This window comes from Dinoroseobacter sp. S76 (genome assembly GCF_049801095.1).
GTDB lineage: Bacteria > Pseudomonadota > Alphaproteobacteria > Rhodobacterales > Rhodobacteraceae > Dinoroseobacter.
Genome location: NZ_JBNAGH010000001.1, coordinates 1068178 through 1083636 on the forward strand (window position 1 = coordinate 1068178; position 15459 = coordinate 1083636).

29 protein-coding genes are annotated in these 15459 nt (G+C 61.6%); 6 read left to right on the forward strand and 23 right to left on the reverse strand.

Annotated features, from left to right (window positions below; genetic code table 11):
- Window positions 1-116: 116 nt before the first annotated feature.
- The 11 genes from rpmD to rpmC all read right to left on the reverse strand — a co-directional run bounded on the left by rpmD (window position 117) and on the right by rpmC (window position 4391).
- Window positions 117-305, reverse strand: a complete 189-nt coding sequence (gene rpmD, locus ACP153_RS05270; protein ID WP_073199656.1) for a 50S ribosomal protein L30 — start codon at window positions 303-305, stop codon at window positions 117-119.
- Window positions 306-317: 12 nt separating this feature from the next.
- The gene (rpsE, locus tag ACP153_RS05275; RefSeq protein WP_424969909.1) at window positions 318-887 is read right to left on the reverse strand and encodes a 30S ribosomal protein S5; all 570 of its coding nucleotides are present in this window, start codon (window positions 885-887) and stop codon (window positions 318-320) included.
- Between the two features lie 96 nt (window positions 888-983).
- On the reverse strand, window positions 984-1343 hold the full coding sequence (gene rplR, locus ACP153_RS05280) for a 50S ribosomal protein L18 (RefSeq protein ID WP_424968083.1): 360 nt from the start codon (window positions 1341-1343) through the stop codon (window positions 984-986).
- Window positions 1344-1354: 11 nt separating this feature from the next.
- Window positions 1355-1888 (reverse strand): 50S ribosomal protein L6, encoded by a 534-nt coding sequence (gene rplF, locus ACP153_RS05285; protein WP_424969910.1) that lies wholly within the window; start codon window positions 1886-1888, stop codon window positions 1355-1357.
- Between the two features lie 12 nt (window positions 1889-1900).
- Window positions 1901-2290, reverse strand: coding sequence for a 30S ribosomal protein S8 (rpsH, locus tag ACP153_RS05290; protein ID WP_424968114.1), 390 nt, complete (start codon window positions 2288-2290; stop codon window positions 1901-1903).
- Between the two features lie 16 nt (window positions 2291-2306).
- The gene (gene rpsN / locus ACP153_RS05295; RefSeq protein ID WP_424968085.1) at window positions 2307-2612 is read right to left on the reverse strand and encodes a 30S ribosomal protein S14; all 306 of its coding nucleotides are present in this window, start codon (window positions 2610-2612) and stop codon (window positions 2307-2309) included.
- Between the two features lie 18 nt (window positions 2613-2630).
- Window positions 2631-3194: a 50S ribosomal protein L5 gene (rplE, locus tag ACP153_RS05300; protein WP_424969911.1), complete on the reverse strand. Its 564-nt coding sequence runs from the start codon at window positions 3192-3194 to the stop codon at window positions 2631-2633.
- Window positions 3194-3499, reverse strand: coding sequence for a 50S ribosomal protein L24 (gene rplX, locus ACP153_RS05305; protein ID WP_424969912.1), 306 nt, complete (start codon window positions 3497-3499; stop codon window positions 3194-3196). The genes rplE and rplX overlap by 1 nt, the downstream gene beginning before the upstream one ends.
- 1 nt (window position 3500) lies before the next feature.
- Window positions 3501-3869, reverse strand: coding sequence for a 50S ribosomal protein L14 (gene rplN, locus ACP153_RS05310; protein WP_424968088.1), 369 nt, complete (start codon window positions 3867-3869; stop codon window positions 3501-3503).
- Window positions 3870-3941: 72 nt separating this feature from the next.
- On the reverse strand, window positions 3942-4172 hold the full coding sequence (rpsQ, locus tag ACP153_RS05315; RefSeq protein WP_424968089.1) for a 30S ribosomal protein S17: 231 nt from the start codon (window positions 4170-4172) through the stop codon (window positions 3942-3944).
- 12 nt (window positions 4173-4184) lie between these two features.
- Window positions 4185-4391: a 50S ribosomal protein L29 gene (rpmC, locus tag ACP153_RS05320; protein WP_424970021.1), complete on the reverse strand. Its 207-nt coding sequence runs from the start codon at window positions 4389-4391 to the stop codon at window positions 4185-4187.
- 185 nt (window positions 4392-4576) lie between these two features.
- On the opposite strand from rpmC, the gene ACP153_RS05325 reads away from it, so the two are divergent.
- From ACP153_RS05325 to ACP153_RS05345, 5 genes are all read left to right on the forward strand, one after another.
- A complete protein-coding gene (locus tag ACP153_RS05325) occupies window positions 4577-5197 on the forward strand; it encodes a 2OG-Fe(II) oxygenase family protein (RefSeq protein WP_424969914.1) in 621 nt (206 codons plus the stop codon).
- Between the two features lie 2 nt (window positions 5198-5199).
- Window positions 5200-5757, forward strand: a complete 558-nt coding sequence (locus ACP153_RS05330) for a hypothetical protein (RefSeq protein WP_424969915.1) — start codon at window positions 5200-5202, stop codon at window positions 5755-5757.
- Window positions 5758-5855: 98 nt separating this feature from the next.
- Window positions 5856-6245, forward strand: coding sequence for a DUF4149 domain-containing protein (locus ACP153_RS05335; RefSeq protein ID WP_424969916.1), 390 nt, complete (start codon window positions 5856-5858; stop codon window positions 6243-6245).
- A gap of 72 nt (window positions 6246-6317) precedes the next feature.
- Window positions 6318-6629 carry an ArsR/SmtB family transcription factor gene (locus tag ACP153_RS05340; RefSeq protein ID WP_424969917.1) on the forward strand — a complete coding sequence of 104 codons (312 nt, stop codon included), beginning with the start codon at window positions 6318-6320 and terminating at the stop codon, window positions 6627-6629.
- Between the two features lie 12 nt (window positions 6630-6641).
- Window positions 6642-6809 carry a metallothionein gene (locus ACP153_RS05345; RefSeq protein WP_424969918.1) on the forward strand — a complete coding sequence of 56 codons (168 nt, stop codon included), beginning with the start codon at window positions 6642-6644 and terminating at the stop codon, window positions 6807-6809.
- Between the two features lie 85 nt (window positions 6810-6894).
- On the opposite strand, the gene rplP is transcribed toward ACP153_RS05345, so the two are convergent.
- From rplP to ACP153_RS05375, 6 genes are all read right to left on the reverse strand, one after another.
- Window positions 6895-7308, reverse strand: a complete 414-nt coding sequence (gene rplP, locus ACP153_RS05350; RefSeq protein ID WP_424969919.1) for a 50S ribosomal protein L16 — start codon at window positions 7306-7308, stop codon at window positions 6895-6897.
- Window positions 7309-7321: 13 nt separating this feature from the next.
- On the reverse strand, window positions 7322-8044 hold the full coding sequence (gene rpsC, locus ACP153_RS05355; protein ID WP_424969920.1) for a 30S ribosomal protein S3: 723 nt from the start codon (window positions 8042-8044) through the stop codon (window positions 7322-7324).
- Complete coding sequence (rplV, locus tag ACP153_RS05360; protein WP_012176967.1) at window positions 8044-8424, reverse strand: 50S ribosomal protein L22; 381 nt, start codon at window positions 8422-8424, stop codon at window positions 8044-8046. The genes rpsC and rplV overlap by 1 nt, the downstream gene beginning before the upstream one ends.
- A 3-nt stretch (window positions 8425-8427) precedes the next feature.
- Window positions 8428-8706, reverse strand: a complete 279-nt coding sequence (gene rpsS / locus ACP153_RS05365; protein ID WP_424968098.1) for a 30S ribosomal protein S19 — start codon at window positions 8704-8706, stop codon at window positions 8428-8430.
- 3 nt (window positions 8707-8709) lie between these two features.
- Window positions 8710-9552 (reverse strand): 50S ribosomal protein L2, encoded by an 843-nt coding sequence (gene rplB, locus ACP153_RS05370; RefSeq protein WP_424969921.1) that lies wholly within the window; start codon window positions 9550-9552, stop codon window positions 8710-8712.
- A 243-nt stretch (window positions 9553-9795) separates the two neighbouring features.
- Window positions 9796-10554, reverse strand: a complete 759-nt coding sequence (locus ACP153_RS05375; RefSeq protein WP_424969922.1) for a proprotein convertase P-domain-containing protein — start codon at window positions 10552-10554, stop codon at window positions 9796-9798.
- Window positions 10555-10864: 310 nt separating this feature from the next.
- On the opposite strand from ACP153_RS05375, the gene ACP153_RS05380 reads away from it, so the two are divergent.
- Entirely contained in the window at window positions 10865-11209 is a 345-nt protein-coding gene (locus tag ACP153_RS05380; protein ID WP_424969923.1) for a hypothetical protein, read from the forward strand.
- An 87-nt stretch (window positions 11210-11296) separates the two neighbouring features.
- On the opposite strand, the gene ACP153_RS05385 is transcribed toward ACP153_RS05380, so the two are convergent.
- The 6 genes from ACP153_RS05385 to tuf form a co-directional block, all read right to left on the reverse strand.
- Window positions 11297-11857 (reverse strand): VPLPA-CTERM sorting domain-containing protein, encoded by a 561-nt coding sequence (locus tag ACP153_RS05385; protein WP_424969924.1) that lies wholly within the window; start codon window positions 11855-11857, stop codon window positions 11297-11299.
- Window positions 11858-12166: 309 nt separating this feature from the next.
- A complete protein-coding gene (locus ACP153_RS05390; protein WP_424969925.1) occupies window positions 12167-12463 on the reverse strand; it encodes a 50S ribosomal protein L23 in 297 nt (98 codons plus the stop codon).
- Window positions 12460-13077 carry a 50S ribosomal protein L4 gene (gene rplD, locus ACP153_RS05395; RefSeq protein ID WP_424969926.1) on the reverse strand — a complete coding sequence of 206 codons (618 nt, stop codon included), beginning with the start codon at window positions 13075-13077 and terminating at the stop codon, window positions 12460-12462. Before rplD ends, ACP153_RS05390 begins: the two co-directional genes overlap by 4 nt.
- Window positions 13074-13814 (reverse strand): 50S ribosomal protein L3, encoded by a 741-nt coding sequence (rplC, locus tag ACP153_RS05400; protein ID WP_424968106.1) that lies wholly within the window; start codon window positions 13812-13814, stop codon window positions 13074-13076. Before rplC ends, rplD begins: the two co-directional genes overlap by 4 nt.
- Before the next feature lie 14 nt (window positions 13815-13828).
- Window positions 13829-14137 carry a 30S ribosomal protein S10 gene (rpsJ, locus tag ACP153_RS05405; RefSeq protein ID WP_044028221.1) on the reverse strand — a complete coding sequence of 103 codons (309 nt, stop codon included), beginning with the start codon at window positions 14135-14137 and terminating at the stop codon, window positions 13829-13831.
- A gap of 110 nt (window positions 14138-14247) precedes the next feature.
- Window positions 14248-15423 (reverse strand): elongation factor Tu, encoded by a 1176-nt coding sequence (gene tuf / locus ACP153_RS05410; RefSeq protein ID WP_424969927.1) that lies wholly within the window; start codon window positions 15421-15423, stop codon window positions 14248-14250.
- Window positions 15424-15459 lie beyond the last annotated feature (36 nt).

Consider the following 15459-nt stretch of genomic DNA (forward strand, 5'->3'; position numbering starts at 1 on the left):
CAATTGCTCCAATCCGGCGGGACCGTCGCCGGTATCGACGCCCGGATGCGAAAAAGGCCCCGCAGGATCTGCGGGGCCTTTATTCGGTGCCTCAAGGCTTGGGTCAGGCGGGTGCCTTAGCCCTTTTCCTCGAGGATTTCGACCATGTGCGGGATCTTGTTGATCATGCCGCGGACAGCAGGCGTGTCCTCCAGCTCGCGCACGCGGTGCATCTTGTTGAGGCCCAGGCCGATCAGCGTCTGGCGCTGCTTTTCCGGGCGGCGGATCGGGGAGCCGATCTGCTTGATGACGATGGTTTTTGCCATGTCCCGTTCTCCTTAGGCTTCGGCCGGCTCGGCGGCCGCCTCGGTTTCCGGCTTCTTGAGGATGTCAGACACCTTCTTGCCGCGACGCTGCGCGACCATGCGGGGGCTGGTTTCCTTCGTCAGGCCGTTCAGCGTGGCGCGGATCATGTTGTAGGGGTTCTGGGAGCCGATGGACTTCGCCACCACGTCCTGAACACCCAGCATTTCGAACACGGCACGCATCGGACCACCGGCGATGATCCCGGTACCTTGCGGAGCGGTCCGCATCATGACCTTGCCGGCGCCGTGGCGGCCTTCCATGTCATGGTGCAGGGTCCGGCCTTCACGCAGGGGCACGCGGATCATCTGACGCTTGGCCTGCTCGGTGGCCTTGCGGATCGCCTCGGGCACCTCTTTGGCCTTGCCCTTGCCGAAGCCGACACGGCCCCGCTGGTCGCCAACGACAACAAGCGCGGCGAAGCCGAAACGCTTACCGCCCTTAACGGTCTTGGACACACGGTTGATCGCGACCAGACGGTCTGCGAATTCCGGGGTCTCATCGCGGTCTTCGCGACGTCCCCGACGGTTCTCACGCTCTGCCATAGAGGCCTCCTTGAGCAAATATTGTCTCGATCCCAGTGACGAGCACTTGCCTGTCCCGGATCATCGAGGGCGCCCCGCCGGAGCGCCCTGCAAGTCTTAGAACTTCAGACCACCTTCGCGGGCGGCGTCGGCCAGAGCCTTGACCTTCCCGTGAAAGAGGAAGCCGCCACGGTCGAAGTAGCACTCTTCGACACCGGCCTTCTTGGCCCGTTCGGCAATCGCCGCACCCACCTTGGCGGAGGCTTCGACATTGTTCTTGCCGACGACGCCCAGATCCTTCTCGAGGGTCGAGGCGGAGGCCAGAGTGCGCCCTTCCAGATCGTCGATCAGCTGAACGCTGATGTTCTTGCCGGAGCGGTGCACGGACAGGCGCGGACGCCCGTCTGCCATTTTCTTCAGTTTGTTCCGAACGCGCAGGCGGCGCTTCAAGAACAGGTCTCGTTTGCTGTTTGCCATTTTTCGCGTCCTTACTTCTTCTTGCCTTCCTTACGGAAGATGAACTCGCCCTTATAGCGGATCCCTTTGCCCTTGTAGGGCTCGGGCTTACGCCAATCGCGGATATTGGCCGCGACCTGACCGACGAGTTGCTCATCCGTACCCTCGATCACGATCTCGGTGACCTTCGGGCAGGTGACGGTGACGCCCGCGGGGACGTCGTAGTTCACCTCATGGGAGAGGCCGAGGTTCAGCTTCAGGGTGTTGCCCTGCATCTGCGCCCGGTAACCCACACCCTGGATTTCCAGCTCTTTCTTGAAGCCTTCGGTGGAGCCCTTCACCAGGTTTGCAACCATGGTGCGGGACATCCCCCACTGCTGGCGCGCGCGCTTGGACTTGCCGCGCGGCTCAACGGTGACGACGTTGTCTTCGACCTTGAGGGTCACGTCGTCGGTGGCGGTGAAGCTGCGGGTGGCCTTGGGCCCCTTCACTTCGATGGTCTGGCCGGACACGGAGGCGGTAACACCTGCGGGCAGCTCGACCGGTTTTTTACCAATACGGGACATCGCAGGACCTCCTTAGAAGACCGTGCAAAGCACTTCGCCGCCAACATTGGCAGAGCGTGCATTTGCATCCGACATGACACCGCGCGGCGTGGAGACGATGGAAACACCCAGGCCCTGACGGACCGAGGGGATCTCTTTCGAACCCATATAGACGCGACGGCCGGGCTTGGAGACGCGCTTGAGCTCACGGATCACCGGAACGCCTTCGTAGTATTTCAGGCTGATTTCCAGTTCCGGGTGCTTGCTGTCCTCGACCTTGTCATAGCCACGGATGTAGCCTTCGTCGGTCAGAACATCGAGCACCCAAGCGCGCAGTTTGGACGCCGGAGTGCGGACGGTGGACTTGCCACGCATCTGCGCATTCCGGATACGGGTCAGCATATCGCCGAGAGGATCGTTCATCATGGTCTAACCCTCCTTACCAGCTGGACTTCACGAGGCCAGGGATCTGACCTGCGGAGCCGAGGTCGCGCAGGGCGATCCGGCTGATTTTCAGCTTGCGGTAGTAAGCGTGCGGACGGCCCGTGAGCTGGCAACGGTTGTGCAGCCGGGTCGCCGAGCTGTTGCGCGGCAGTTCAGCGAGCTTCAGGCGCGCCTTGAAGCGCTCTTCCATCGGCTTGCTCTCGTCATTCGCGATCTCTTTGAGCGCGGCCCGCTTGGCGGCGTATTTCGCCACCAGCTTCTCGCGCTTCTTTTCGCGTTCGATCATTGCTTTTTTAGCCATATCAGTCTCTCCCGCGCGTCACGAGTTGAAGGGCATGTTGAAATGCTTCAACAGCGCTTTCGCTTCCGCGTCGTTTGCCGCGGTGGTGCAGATAATGATGTCCAGACCCCAGACCTCATCGACCTTGTCGAAGTTGATCTCGGGGAAAACGATGTGCTCCTTCATGCCCATGGCGTAGTTGCCACGGCCATCGAACGCCGTGCCTTTGACGCCGCGGAAGTCGCGGATCCGGGGCATGGCGATCGTGATCAGACGATCGAGGAATTCGTACATCCGGTCCCCACGCAGGGTCACCTTGGCACCGAGCGGCATGTCTTCCCGAACCCGGAAGCCCGCGATGGACTTCTTGGCTTTGGTGATCATCGCCTTCTGACCAGCGATCGCGGTCAGGTCTTCCTGAGCCGATTTCGCCTTCTTGCTGTCTTTGACAGCTTCGGCACCACAGCCAATGTTGAGAACGATCTTCTCAAGGCCGGGGATCATCATGTCGTTCTTGTAACCGAACTCTTCCTTCATGGCGGCGCGGATCTTCTCCGCATAGGCCACCTTCAGGCGCGGTGTATAGGTTGCAGCGTCCAGCATCAGACAGCCTCCCCAGTGGTCTTGGCGAAACGGACCTTCTTGCCGTCTTCCTCACGGAAGCCAACGCGGGTCGGTTTGCCGTTGCTGTCCAGAAGCGCCAGATTGCTCAGGTCGATCGGCATGGCCTGGGGCAGACGCCCGCCCTGAGAGTTCTGGGACTGCTTGGCGTGGCGGATGGCGATGTTCAGCCCGTCCACAACAGCCTTGCCGGTCTTCGGGGACACGGAGGAAATCTCACCCTCTTTGCCCTTGTCCTTGCCAGCGAGCACGACGACCTTGTCGCCTTTTTTCAGTTTCGCAGCCATCTCAGAGCACCTCCGGCGCCAGCGAGATGATCTTCATGAAGCTCTTGCCGCGCAACTCGCGCACAACCGGCCCGAAGATACGGGTGCCGACCGGCTCGTTGTTGTTGTTGAGGATCACGGCCGCATTGCGGTCGAAACGAATGGCGGTGCCGTCTTCGCGACGGACCTCTTTGGCGGTGCGCACGACGACAGCCTTACGGACGTCGCCCTTCTTCACGCGGCCGCGCGGGATGGCTTCCTTCACCGAGACGACAATGATGTCGCCCACGGAGGCGTATTTACGCTTGGACCCACCCAGAACCTTGATGCACTGAACTCGGCGTGCGCCGGAGTTGTCAGCAACATCCAGATTGGTTTGCATCTGGATCATGTGGTGTCTCCCGACCTTTGGGGACACCGATGCATGGTGCCCCAGGGTTTCGAATCTGGGAGAAGGGGTCGCTTATCCGACGACCACTTCCCATCGTTTCGTTTTCGACATCGGCGCGCATTCCTGGATGCGGACTTTGTCACCGACTTTGAAAGCGTTCTCGGCATCGTGAGCCCGGTACTTCTTGGACTTACGAATGGTCTTTTTCAGAACCGGGTGCGTGAAGCGACGCTCCACGGAAACGGTCACGGTCTGAGCATTGGCGGCGCTCGTCACAACGCCATTCAGGATACGCTTGGGCATGTGAGGAGGTCCTTATTCCGCAGAGGCCGCGGCAGCGGCTTTTTCGTTGAGCACGGTGGCCACGCGGGCCACGTCCCGACGCACAGAGCGCATGCGGGCGGTGTTCTCAAGCTGGCCTGTGGCCTGCTGGAAGCGCAGGTTGAAGGCTTCTTTTTTCAGAGAGGCAAGCTGGTCACGCAGCTCGTCCGGCGTCTTGTCACGCAGTTCCTGGGCGTTCATCGCCATTTTCCTTTTTTCAACGTCACTGGCAGGCCCCTTACGGGTCACCCTGATTCCAGTGGAGGTCAGATGAAGGGGCCGTATAGGCCCGTTGCGATGCTGTGGCAAGCCTTGTTTTTCAAGGCTGCGACGGTTCTGCCCGCCTGCCTCTCGCCCATCCCGAGTTTCCACGCTAAGACGGGCCCATGGCTACCATCTCATCGCTCTTTGTGACCCGTCTTTATCGCGCCCCGTTGGGGGAGTTCAAACCCGCCGTGGATGCCACCGAGCTGGAGCAATCCTGCCTCGTGATCGCCGAGGATGACGAGGCCGGGCAGGAATGGTGTGAGGAGAACGGCTATCCTGGCTATACCTCCTACGCCTCGCTCACGGATCTGCCCTGGCGGTTCCCGATCTTTGCCGATCTGGTCAAATCGCTCGACGCCCATGTGGCGGCCTTTGCCGAGGATCTGGCCTTTGATCTCGACGGGAGGGCGCTCAAGCTGGAGGACCTGTGGATCAATATCCTGCCCGAGGGCGGGATGCATGCGAGCCATATCCATCCCCATTCGGTGATCTCCGGCACCACCTATGTGGCCATGCCCGAGGGCACCTCGGCGCTGAAGCTCGAAGACCCGCGCTCGGCCCGGATGATGGCCGCCCCTGCCCGCCGCAAGGACGCCCCCGAAGAGCTGCGCCAGTTCGTCTATGTGGCGCCCAAGGTCGGTGATGTCCTGTTATGGGAAAGCTGGCTGCGCCACGAAGTGCCAATGAACATGGCCGAGGAAGAACGGATCTCCGTCAGCTTCAACTACGCCTGGGCCTGATCATGCCCCGGGAGATCTCTCCCACAGTGGCCCGGGCACGGCTCGCCACCGCCCAGCGGGTGCTGGTCTTCGGCGTCTCGGGCGGCGGCAAGTCCACGCTCTCAGCCGCCATCGAGCGCGAATACGGCCTCCCCCATATCTCCATCGACCGGGACATCCGCTGGCTGCCGGGTTGGCAGGTGCGCGACCGGGCGGAGCAGCGCAAACTGACCGAAGGCTTCGTGGCCCAGGATCGCTGGGTGATCGACGGCACGACCGTCTCAACCTTTGATCTCCGGGTGCCCCGGGCGGATCTCGCGATCTGGGTGCGCGTCTCCCGCGCGCGGGCCCTCTGGCAGCTGACGAAACGCGTCTGGAGAAGCTACGGCCAGGTGCGCCCGGATATGGCCGAAGGGTGCCCGGAACAGCTCCCGGACCGGGAGTTCCTGACCTGGATCTGGACCTTTGAGGCCAAGCAAAGCCCCAAAATCCGCGCGTCCCTGGATCGGTATGGCCCCGATCTGCCTCTGGTCACGCTCCGCACGACAGCGGAGAGCCGCACCCTTATAAAACCCTCCTAGGACGCGCCTGCCCGCGCAACGGGTGCGTTTTGCACGACCCGGGATCGACACCCGCGCAGCGCCGCCTATCTGTCCGTGACCTTTGACCGGAGGATCACATGACGGAAATCGCACTCTTGCTCTCGGCGACGCTGCTGGGGGGCATGGTCTTTTACAGTTTCGGCTTTGCACCGGTGCTCTTCGCGCAGCTCCCGATGGAGCGGGTGCGCCCGCTCTTGCGCGGCACCTTTCCCTACTACTACCTCGCGGTGATCGGGCTCTCGGCAGTCACGGCGGTGGCGGCGTGGTTCGTTTCGCCGCTGGCCGCAGCACTGTTCGGAGCGATCGCGCTCAGCACCGTCTATGCCCGCCAAGTCCTGATGGCGCAGATCAACGCGGCCACGGATCGCGGCGACAAAAAGGCGTTCGGGCGGCTCCACGGCCTCTCGGTGGTGATCCAGCTGATCCAGATCGGGCTTGCAGGTTGGGCTCTGGTGCTCGTCGCCTGAGCCCTGGCCCAGACACGCAGCGCGACCTTGGTGTCAATGACGACACTTGAACAGTTGTTTTAGTGTTTGCGCATGAAGCGTGATCTGTCACTCGATCAGACAACCGAACTTGCCCAGACCTTTGGTTTGCTGGCGGACCCCACACGACTGTCCATCGTGATCTCTTGCATGGATCAGGAGCGGTCGGTCGGGGAGATCGCCGAGACCCTGGGGCTGTCGACGTCTCTGACAAGCCACCACCTCAGGCTGTTGCGCTCCGCGCACATCCTGAGATCAGAGCGTCGCGGCAAGCAGGTCTTCTACGCCATGGCCGATGCCTGCGTGGAAAGCGTGCTGAACACGATGATCGAGCACGTCTTCACACATGACCACAACCTGAACTGAGGAGAGACCGGGATGCCCACTGTCACGCAACAAAAATGCGCCTGCGACGATTGCGTCTGCATTGTCGAGATCAAGGACGCGGTGATGAAAGACGGCCGCAATTACTGCAGTTCGGCCTGTGCAACCGGACATCCTGACGGCGCCGGATGTGGCCATAGCGGTTGCGCCTGCGACGGATAAAGCTGGCGCGCCCCACCACTCACGCAACGGAAAAGCCCCCGCTGGATCAGCGGGGGCTTTTTTTGTCTCGGGGATCAGATCCCGCTTACCAGTCCTCGCGGACCACGGTGCGGGTCTTGATCGGCAGCTTCATCGCGGCGAGGCGCAGGGCTTCGCGGGCGACGGTTTCGGACACGCCGTCGATCTCGAACATGATCCGGCCGGGCTTGACCTTGCAGGCCCAGAAATCGACGGAGCCCTTACCTTTACCCATACGCACTTCGACGGGCTTGGAGGTCACCGGCAGGTCCGGGAAAATCCGGATCCAGACACGACCCTGACGCTTCATGTGACGCGTCATGGCCCGGCGGGCGGCTTCGATCTGGCGCGCGGTGATGCGCTCCGGCTGGGTCGCTTTGAGACCGTAGGTCCCGAAGGTCAGGTCAGACCCGCCCTTCGCTTCACCCCGGATGCGGCCCTTATGCTGCTTGCGGAATTTAGTACGCTTTGGCTGTAGCATCTTTCTCTACTCCTCAGCGGTCGCGGCGCGGACGGCCGCCACCTTGCGGACGCGGGCCACCACCTTCTTGCAGTTCCGCGTGACGACGGTCACGGGCCTGCGGGTCGTGTTCCATGATCTCGCCTTTGAAGATCCAGACCTTGATCCCGATGATCCCATAGGCGGTCATCGCCTCGGAATGCGCGTAATCAATGTCAGCGCGCAGGGTGTGCAGGGGCACACGGCCTTCGCGATACCATTCGGTCCGGGCAATCTCGGCACCGCCGAGACGACCGGCGAGGTTCACCCGGATCCCCTGGGCGCCCATGCGCATGGCGTTCTGCACGGCGCGCTTCATGGCGCGACGGAAGGACACCCGGCGCTCGAGCTGCTGAGCGATGGATTCGCCGACCAGAGCCGCGTCGAGTTCCGGCTTGCGGACTTCGACGATGTTCAGGTGCAGCTCGCTATCGGTCATCGTCGCCAGCTTCTTGCGCAGGGTTTCGATGTCTGCGCCTTTCTTGCCGATGATGACCCCCGGACGGGCGGTGTGGATCGTGACGCGGCACTTCTTGTGCGGACGCTCGATGATCACACGACTGATGCCGGCCTGCTTGCACTCTTCCTTGATGAACTCGCGGATCTTCAGATCCTCGAGCAGAAGGTCACCGTAATCCTTGGTATCTGCATACCAGCGGCTGTCCCAGGTCCGGTTGACCTGAAGCCGCATGCCGATGGGATTAACCTTGTTACCCATTATGCCTGCTCCTCAACTTGACGGACCTTGATGGTGATTTCCGCAAAGGGCTTGATGATCTTGCCAAACCGGCCACGGGCCCGCGGACGACCGCGCTTCATGGTCAGGTTCTTGCCAACCCAGGCTTCCGCGACGATCAGCTCGTCCACGTCCAGACCGTGGTTGTTCTCGGCATTGGCGATCGCGGACTGAAGGCATTTCTTCACGTCCACAGCGATGCGCTTGTGCGAGAAGGTCAGATCGGCGAGCGCCTTGTCGACCTTCTTGCCGCGGATCATCTGGGCGACGAGGTTCAGCTTCTGCGGCGAGGTGCGCAGCATGCGCGTCTTCGCCATGGCCTCGTTCTCAGCCACGCGGCGGGGATTCTTGTCCTTACCCATGACTTACTTCCTCTTCGCTTTCTTGTCCGCCGCGTGACCGTAATAGGTCCGGGTCGGAGAGTACTCGCCAAATTTCTGGCCGATCATATCCTCGGTGACATTCACCGGGATGTGCTTTTTGCCGTTGTAGACCCCGAAGGTCAGGCCAACGAATTGCGGCAGAATGGTGGAGCGACGCGACCAGATCTTGATCACTTCGTTGCGGCCCGACTCGCGGGTCTTTTCGGCCTTTTTGAGGACGTAAGCGTCGACAAAGGGGCCCTTCCAAACAGAACGCGACATCTATCAGCGGCCCTTCTTCTTGGCGTGCCGCGAGCGGATGATCAGCTTGCTCGACGCCTTGTTCTTGTTGCGGGTACGGGCACCCTTGGTCGGCTTGCCCCAGGGGGTGACCGGGTGACGACCGCCAGAGGTCCGGCCTTCACCACCACCATGGGGGTGATCGACGGGGTTCATCACAACACCACGCACAGAGGGACGGATGCCCTTGTGACGGTTGCGGCCCGCTTTACCGAAGTTCTGGTTGGAGTTGTCGGGGTTCGACACGGCACCGACGGTGGCCATGCATTCCTGACGGACGAGACGCAGCTCGCCAGAGCTCAGACGGATCTGGGCGTAGCCGCCATCGCGACCGACGAACTGTGCATAGGTGCCCGCGGCGCGTGCGATCTGGCCACCCTTGCCGGGCTTGAGCTCGATATTGTGGATAATCGTCCCGATCGGCATCCCCGAGAACGGCATCGCGTTGCCCGGCTTGATGTCTGCCTTTTCGGAGGCGATGACCTTGTCACCAACTGCGAGACGCTGGGGGGCCAGGATATAGGCCTGCTCGCCATCGTCATATTTGACCAGCGCGATGAACGCGGTGCGGTTGGGGTCATATTCGATCCGCTCGACCGTGGCGGCCACGTCAAACTTGCGACGCTTGAAGTCCACGATGCGGTAGAGACGCTTTGCCCCGCCACCGCGGCGGCGCATCGTGATCCGTCCCGTGTTGTTCCGGCCACCGTTCTTCGTCAAACCCTCGGTGAGGGATTTGACCGGACGGCCTTTCCACAACTCAGAACGGTCGATCAGAACCAGCCCACGCTGGCCCGGCGTCGTCGGCTTATACGACTTGAGTGCCATGCTTTCTGTCTTCCGTTACTGTGTACCGGGTATCCCCGGCTTTTCGGTTTAAAGGGCCCCGAAGGTCCCCGTCGTCACGCCCGGGATCAGAGATCCAACGAGCAAAAGCGAAGCCCCGGACGAATCCGGGGCCTTGCGGATGAGGTCGTGTAGGGGATGCGCCCAGAAGCGTCAACCAGAGTCCCAGAAAAACAAGGCAAATACCGCCTGTTTCGGGCAACGCGCCCGGGGCCTTTGCCTTGGTCAGCCGAGCGCGGCTCCCAATTCGGCGATCTCGGCCAGCTCCTCGGTGACAAGCCGGTCATGGGCGCGCAGGAACGCGCCCTCCACAAGGCTCCGATCATCCGGTGGCATCCGCGCCATCAGCTCTTCCATCAAGGTCGCATCAGACTGGTCAATCGGGCCCGGCACAGCGGGCAAATGCACGCCGGAACAGCCAAAGAGCCGTGCCGTGTCCGCCCATTGCCCGTCCATGCAACGGATGAAGGCCATTGCCTGCTTGATCGCCTTGATCCGGGCCGAGGTCTCTTTCAACTGCGCTCTGGTATCGTCAGTCCATTCGAGCAGGCCGTCGGACGTATAGTCGAGAAACAGCGTCCAGGCGGTCAGAACCCCGCCATCTCCAACCGCATTGTCCTGAACCTCAAGCACCCACTCCCCCTCAATTTGAGAGCCGGCAAAATCGCTCAGCGGCTGCACGGGTCGGAAATACCCGCGATAGGGCGCGACCCCATTGGAAATCGAGACGGTTGCGTTGTCGTCAAACACGGTCCGATCAAAGTCGTGGCGGTCTCCGCCCTCGCGATTGACCAAAAGGACGCGCTGACCGTTCGGGCTGATCAGGGTCAGCCTCAGGTCGCTGACAAAACTGTGCTGGATCGACACGGTTACGGTCACATTGTTGACCGTGCCCTGCCCGGGAACTCTAACTTCGGACGTCACCGTCGTGACCTGCTGCTCCGTCAGGAATTTGGGGGAGCTGTTCGTGGCTTGGAAAATCATAGCTATCTCTCAGCTTGGAATGTGCACGGGTCCCGAAATTGGACCCGATGCCAAGGTAGCGTTCGCACGTCAGGGCCGCGTTAGCGCGGAGGCGACGTATAAAACCGCATGTGGCGCTTCCGACGGACCAGTTTGGACGCGAGGCGTCAGCCACTCTTAGCCTTCCCGACCCAACCCGTCCGGCACACCGGGTTAAGAGCAGGACCGGCGCGTCCACTTGGCGCACAATCGCGGGGGATTGACCGAAAGGCAGTCCCGATAGTTCAATCAGAGCCGGGCAGCCCGCCCGAACTTGAAGAAAGAAATCACAATGAAAAAACTTGCTGTAGTCCTCATTGCCCTCGGTGTCGCCGCTTGCGACACGCCCGCGCCGGACACCGCCATGATGGGTGATCCTTTGAAAGACGCGCTGGCCGGCAAGACCCTGATGAACGTCGATAATCCCGATACTCTGCTGACTTTTGGCGCCGATGGCAGCCTCAGCGGTGCTGTGACGGGCACATGGTCGGTGGAGAACGGTCAGTTCTGCCGGACCCTGACCGAACCTGCGTCGGTTGCGGGCTCTCTCTGTCAGGACGTGGTAATCGACGGGGATGTTCTCACATTCCTCGCAGGGACCAACGGCGATTCCAGCTGGACACCCGTCGCTGGCTGAGCCAGCGCAGCGACGAACGCCAAACACACGAAACCCCCACCAATGGCAGGGGTTTCTCTTTTGGAAAGCGCCGAATGGCGCGACGGGTCAGGAAGACTTGCGGCGGCGCGCGACGAGCCCCAGGCCCCCGAGGGTCGTCAGCAGAAGCGGCAGACCGGCCGGAAGCGGGATCGGGCTGGTCGCATCGTCAAAGGTCCAGTCCGCATAGGACACGCCAAAGGCCGTGGAACTGTCATCCAGGAAGATGCTGGTCACGCCCGTGCTCGAGAAGCTGACGACCCCATTGGCCAGAATGGTCGTCGTCTCCAGCGCGTTCGACATCGCGTCGAACAGGGTGACGTCAATCCGGTCGCCACTCTGCCAGCCTTCGACATTGAAAGAGAGGTTGGCCACCGCAGAGCTGAACTCCACAGTCAGGTCATTCGCGCAATTGAAGGCCGAAGTGCTCAGCGCGCAGATGGAATTGGTGCTGTTGGCGCCGACAAAGAACGCATCTGCGCCGGAGGTCAGGGTCGCCTCGGGTAGAAGCGCGGTGCTGCCATTCACCGTCCCGGACCCGAGCGTGGTGAAATCCAGAGACCCGGCGGAGGCGGCAGAGGCGCCAAGGGCAAGGGTCAGGGCGGAGGCGGTCAGTAGAGGCTTCAACATGGAACAGATACTCCCGAGGAACGCGTGAAACACAAGGACAGAAAACCAGGCCCCGGCCGGTGTGATGGTCGATCCGGGGTATCTGCACATTACGTGCGGGCGAACGCTGTCACAACAAACAAGTAGACTGTCGGTTAATTGAACTAAAATTTGAAATAGTTGGTGCGCGATTGGAACCAGTCGCGGGAAAAACCCGGGGTTGAACCGACCCGGGCACATCCGAGCCAATCGCAATCCAATGTACGCCGCGCACAAAGAAAAAGGGCCCCGGCATGTGCCGAGGCCCTTTCCTAAGTCTGTCAGATCCGATCAGAGACCGGTGGAGACGTCGATCGTGTTGCCCTCTTCGAGGGTCACATAGGCTTTCTTCACGTCCTTCCGCTTGCCGAGCTGGCCGCGGAAACGCTTGGTCTTGCCTTTGGTGATCGTGGTGTTGACCGCTTTGACCTTCACACCAAAGAGCGCCTCGACGGCCTCCTTGATCTGGGGCTTGTTGCTGTCGATCGCCACTTCGAAAACCACTGCGCCATTCTCAGACGCCATGGTGGCTTTCTCAGTGATGACCGGCTTGCGGATCACGTCGTAATGCTGTGCCTTCGTGCTCATTTCAGGCGAGCCTCCAGTGCTTCGACACCCGCTTTGGTCAGCACGAGCGTGTCGCGCTTGAGGATGTCATAGACGTTTGCGCCCATGGACGGCAGCACATCGAGCGTGTCGATATTGGCGGCCGCTTTGGCGAAGCCTGCATCCACAGCGGCACCGTCGATGACAAGCGCGCGCTTCCAGCCCAGATCCTTGATCTGCTTGGCCAGGGTTGCGGTCTTGCCATCATTGGCTGCGGTGTCGATCACAACCAGCTCACCTGCCTTGGCTTTGGCGGAGAGAGCATGCTTGAGACCGAGCTTGCGGAACTTCTTGGGCAGATCATGGGCGTGGCTGCGCGGGGTCGGACCTTTGTAGATACCACCCTTGCGGAAGATCGGTGCGTTCCGGTCCCCGTGACGTGCGCCACCGGTGCCCTTCTGGCGATAGATCTTCTTGGAAGAGTAGCTGGTCTCGGACCGCGTCTTCACCTTGTGGGTGCCAGCTTGCGCCTTGTTGCGCTGCCAGCGGACCACACGGTGCAGGATGTCCGCGCGCGGCTCGAGGCCAAAGAGGTCCTCGGACAGCTCGACGGAGCCGGCAGTGCCGCCATCCAGAGTGATCACATCAGTTTTCATTCTTCAGACCCTCCCTCAGCGGGGGCTTCTGCGGGTGCCTCGGCAGCAGCCTCGGTCACAGCGGCAGCTTTGATCGCAGCAGGGGTCGGCAGACCTTCGGGTGCCTTCTTCTTGACGGCATCCTTGATCGTCACCCAACCACCTTTGGAGCCGGGAACGGCGCCCTTGATCATGATCAGACCACGGTCGGCATCAGTACGCACCACTTCAAGGTTCTGCGTGGTCACCCGCGCTGCACCCATGTGGCCCGCCATTTTCTTGCCTTTGAAGACCCGGCCCGGATCCTGACACTGACCGGTGGAGCCGTGCGAACGGTGCGAGATGGACACACCATGGGTGGCGCGCAGGCCCCCGAAGTTGTGCCGCTTCATCGCACCGGCAAAGCCTTTACCGATGGAGGTGCCGGAAACGTCGACCTTCTGACCTTCAAGGAAGTGCTCGGCGGAGATTTCCGCGCCGACTTCGATCAGGTTGTCCGGGCTCACGCGGAATTCCGCAAGCTTGCGCTTGGGCTCCACTTTCGCGGCGGCATAGTGGCCGCGCATCGCCTGGCTGGTCCGCTTGGCTTTGGCTGCGCCAGCGCCGAGTTGCACGGCCGAATAGCCATCCTTCTCAGCGGTCCGCTGGGCGACCACCTGCAGGTTTTCCAGTTGAAGAACGGTCACAGGGATCTGCTTGCCGTCTTCCATGAACAGGCGGGTCATCCCCACCTTCTTTGCAATTACTCCAGAGCGCATCTGTTCTGCCCTCCTTAAACCGAGATCTGCACGTCCACGCCAGCCGCGAGGTCGAGCTTCATCAGCGCGTCCACGGTCTGGGGGGTCGGGTCAACGATATCGAGCAGACGCTTATGGGTGCGGATCTCGAACTGGTCCCGGGACTTCTTGTCCACGTGGGGACCACGGAGAACCGTGAACTTCTCGATCTTGTTCGGCAGCGGGATCGGCCCGCGCACCTGTGCACCCGTGCGCTTGGCGGTGTTGACGATCTCCTGCGTGCTGGCATCGAGCACGCGGTAGTCAAACGCCTTCAGGCGGATGCGAATGTTCTGGCTTTGGATGGCCATTGGTCAGTGCCTTTCGCGGCTTGAGATTGAGAGGAGGAGCGGCGAGTACCGCCGCCCCTCGTCGAACCTTTTGGGCAGGGTTTGGGCCCTGCCCGATTGGTCTTTTACTCGATGATTTTGGAGACGACGCCCGCGCCGACGGTGCGGCCGCCTTCGCGGATGGCGAAGCGGAGGCCGTCTTCCATGGCGATCGGCGCGATCAGCTCGACACCGAATTTCAGGTTGTCGCCCGGCATCACCATCTCGGTGCCTTCCGGCAGCGTCACGGTCCCGGTCACATCCGTCGTCCGGAAGTAGAACTGCGGACGGTAGTTCGCGAAGAACGGCGTGTGACGGCCCCCTTCATCCTTGGTCAGGATATAGGCTTCGGCTTCGAACTTGGTGTGCGGCGTCACGGAGCCCGGCTTGCAGAGAACCTGCCCGCGCTCGACACCTTCACGGTCCACACCGCGCAGCAGGGCGCCGATATTGTCGCCCGCCTCACCGCGATCCAGCAGCTTGCGGAACATTTCCACACCGGTGCAGGTGGTCTTGGTGGTGTCGCGGATGCCGACGATTTCGATCTCGTCGCCCACATTGATCACGCCACGCTCCACACGACCGGTCACAACCGTGCCGCGGCCGGAGATCGAGAACACGTCTTCGATCGGCATCAGGAAGGGCTGGTCCACGGCGCGGGCCGGGGTCGGGATGTAGTCATCCACAGCCGCCATCAGCTCGGCGATCTTCTCGGTGCCGATCGCGTCGTCACGGCCCTCGAGTGCGGCCAGAGCGGAGCCCGCAACGATCGGAATATCGTCGCCCGGGTACTCGTAGCTGTCCAGCAGCTCACGGATTTCCATCTCGACGAGCTCCAGGAGCTCTTCGTCGTCGACCTGGTCAACCTTGTTCATGAAGACGACCATGTAGGGGATACCCACCTGACGGCCGAGCAGGATGTGCTCGCGGGTCTGGGGCATGGGGCCGTCGGCCGCGTTCACCACGAGGATCGCGCCGTCCATCTGGGCCGCGCCGGTGATCATGTTCTTCACGTAGTCGGCGTGACCCGGGCAGTCCACATGGGCGTAGTGACGGGTCTCGGTCTCGTATTCCACGTGCGCGGTGGAAATCGTGATCCCGCGAGCCTTCTCTTCCGGCGCGCCGTCGATCTCGTCATAGGCCTTGAAGTCGCCAAACTGCTTGGTGATCGCAGCCGTCAGCGTCGTCTTGCCGTGGTCAACATGCCCGATCGTGCCGATGTTAACATGCGGTTTAGAACGCTCAAACTTTTCCTTAGCCATGATGGCCTCCTTGTCTCTTGTCGGGGTGGCGGGGTC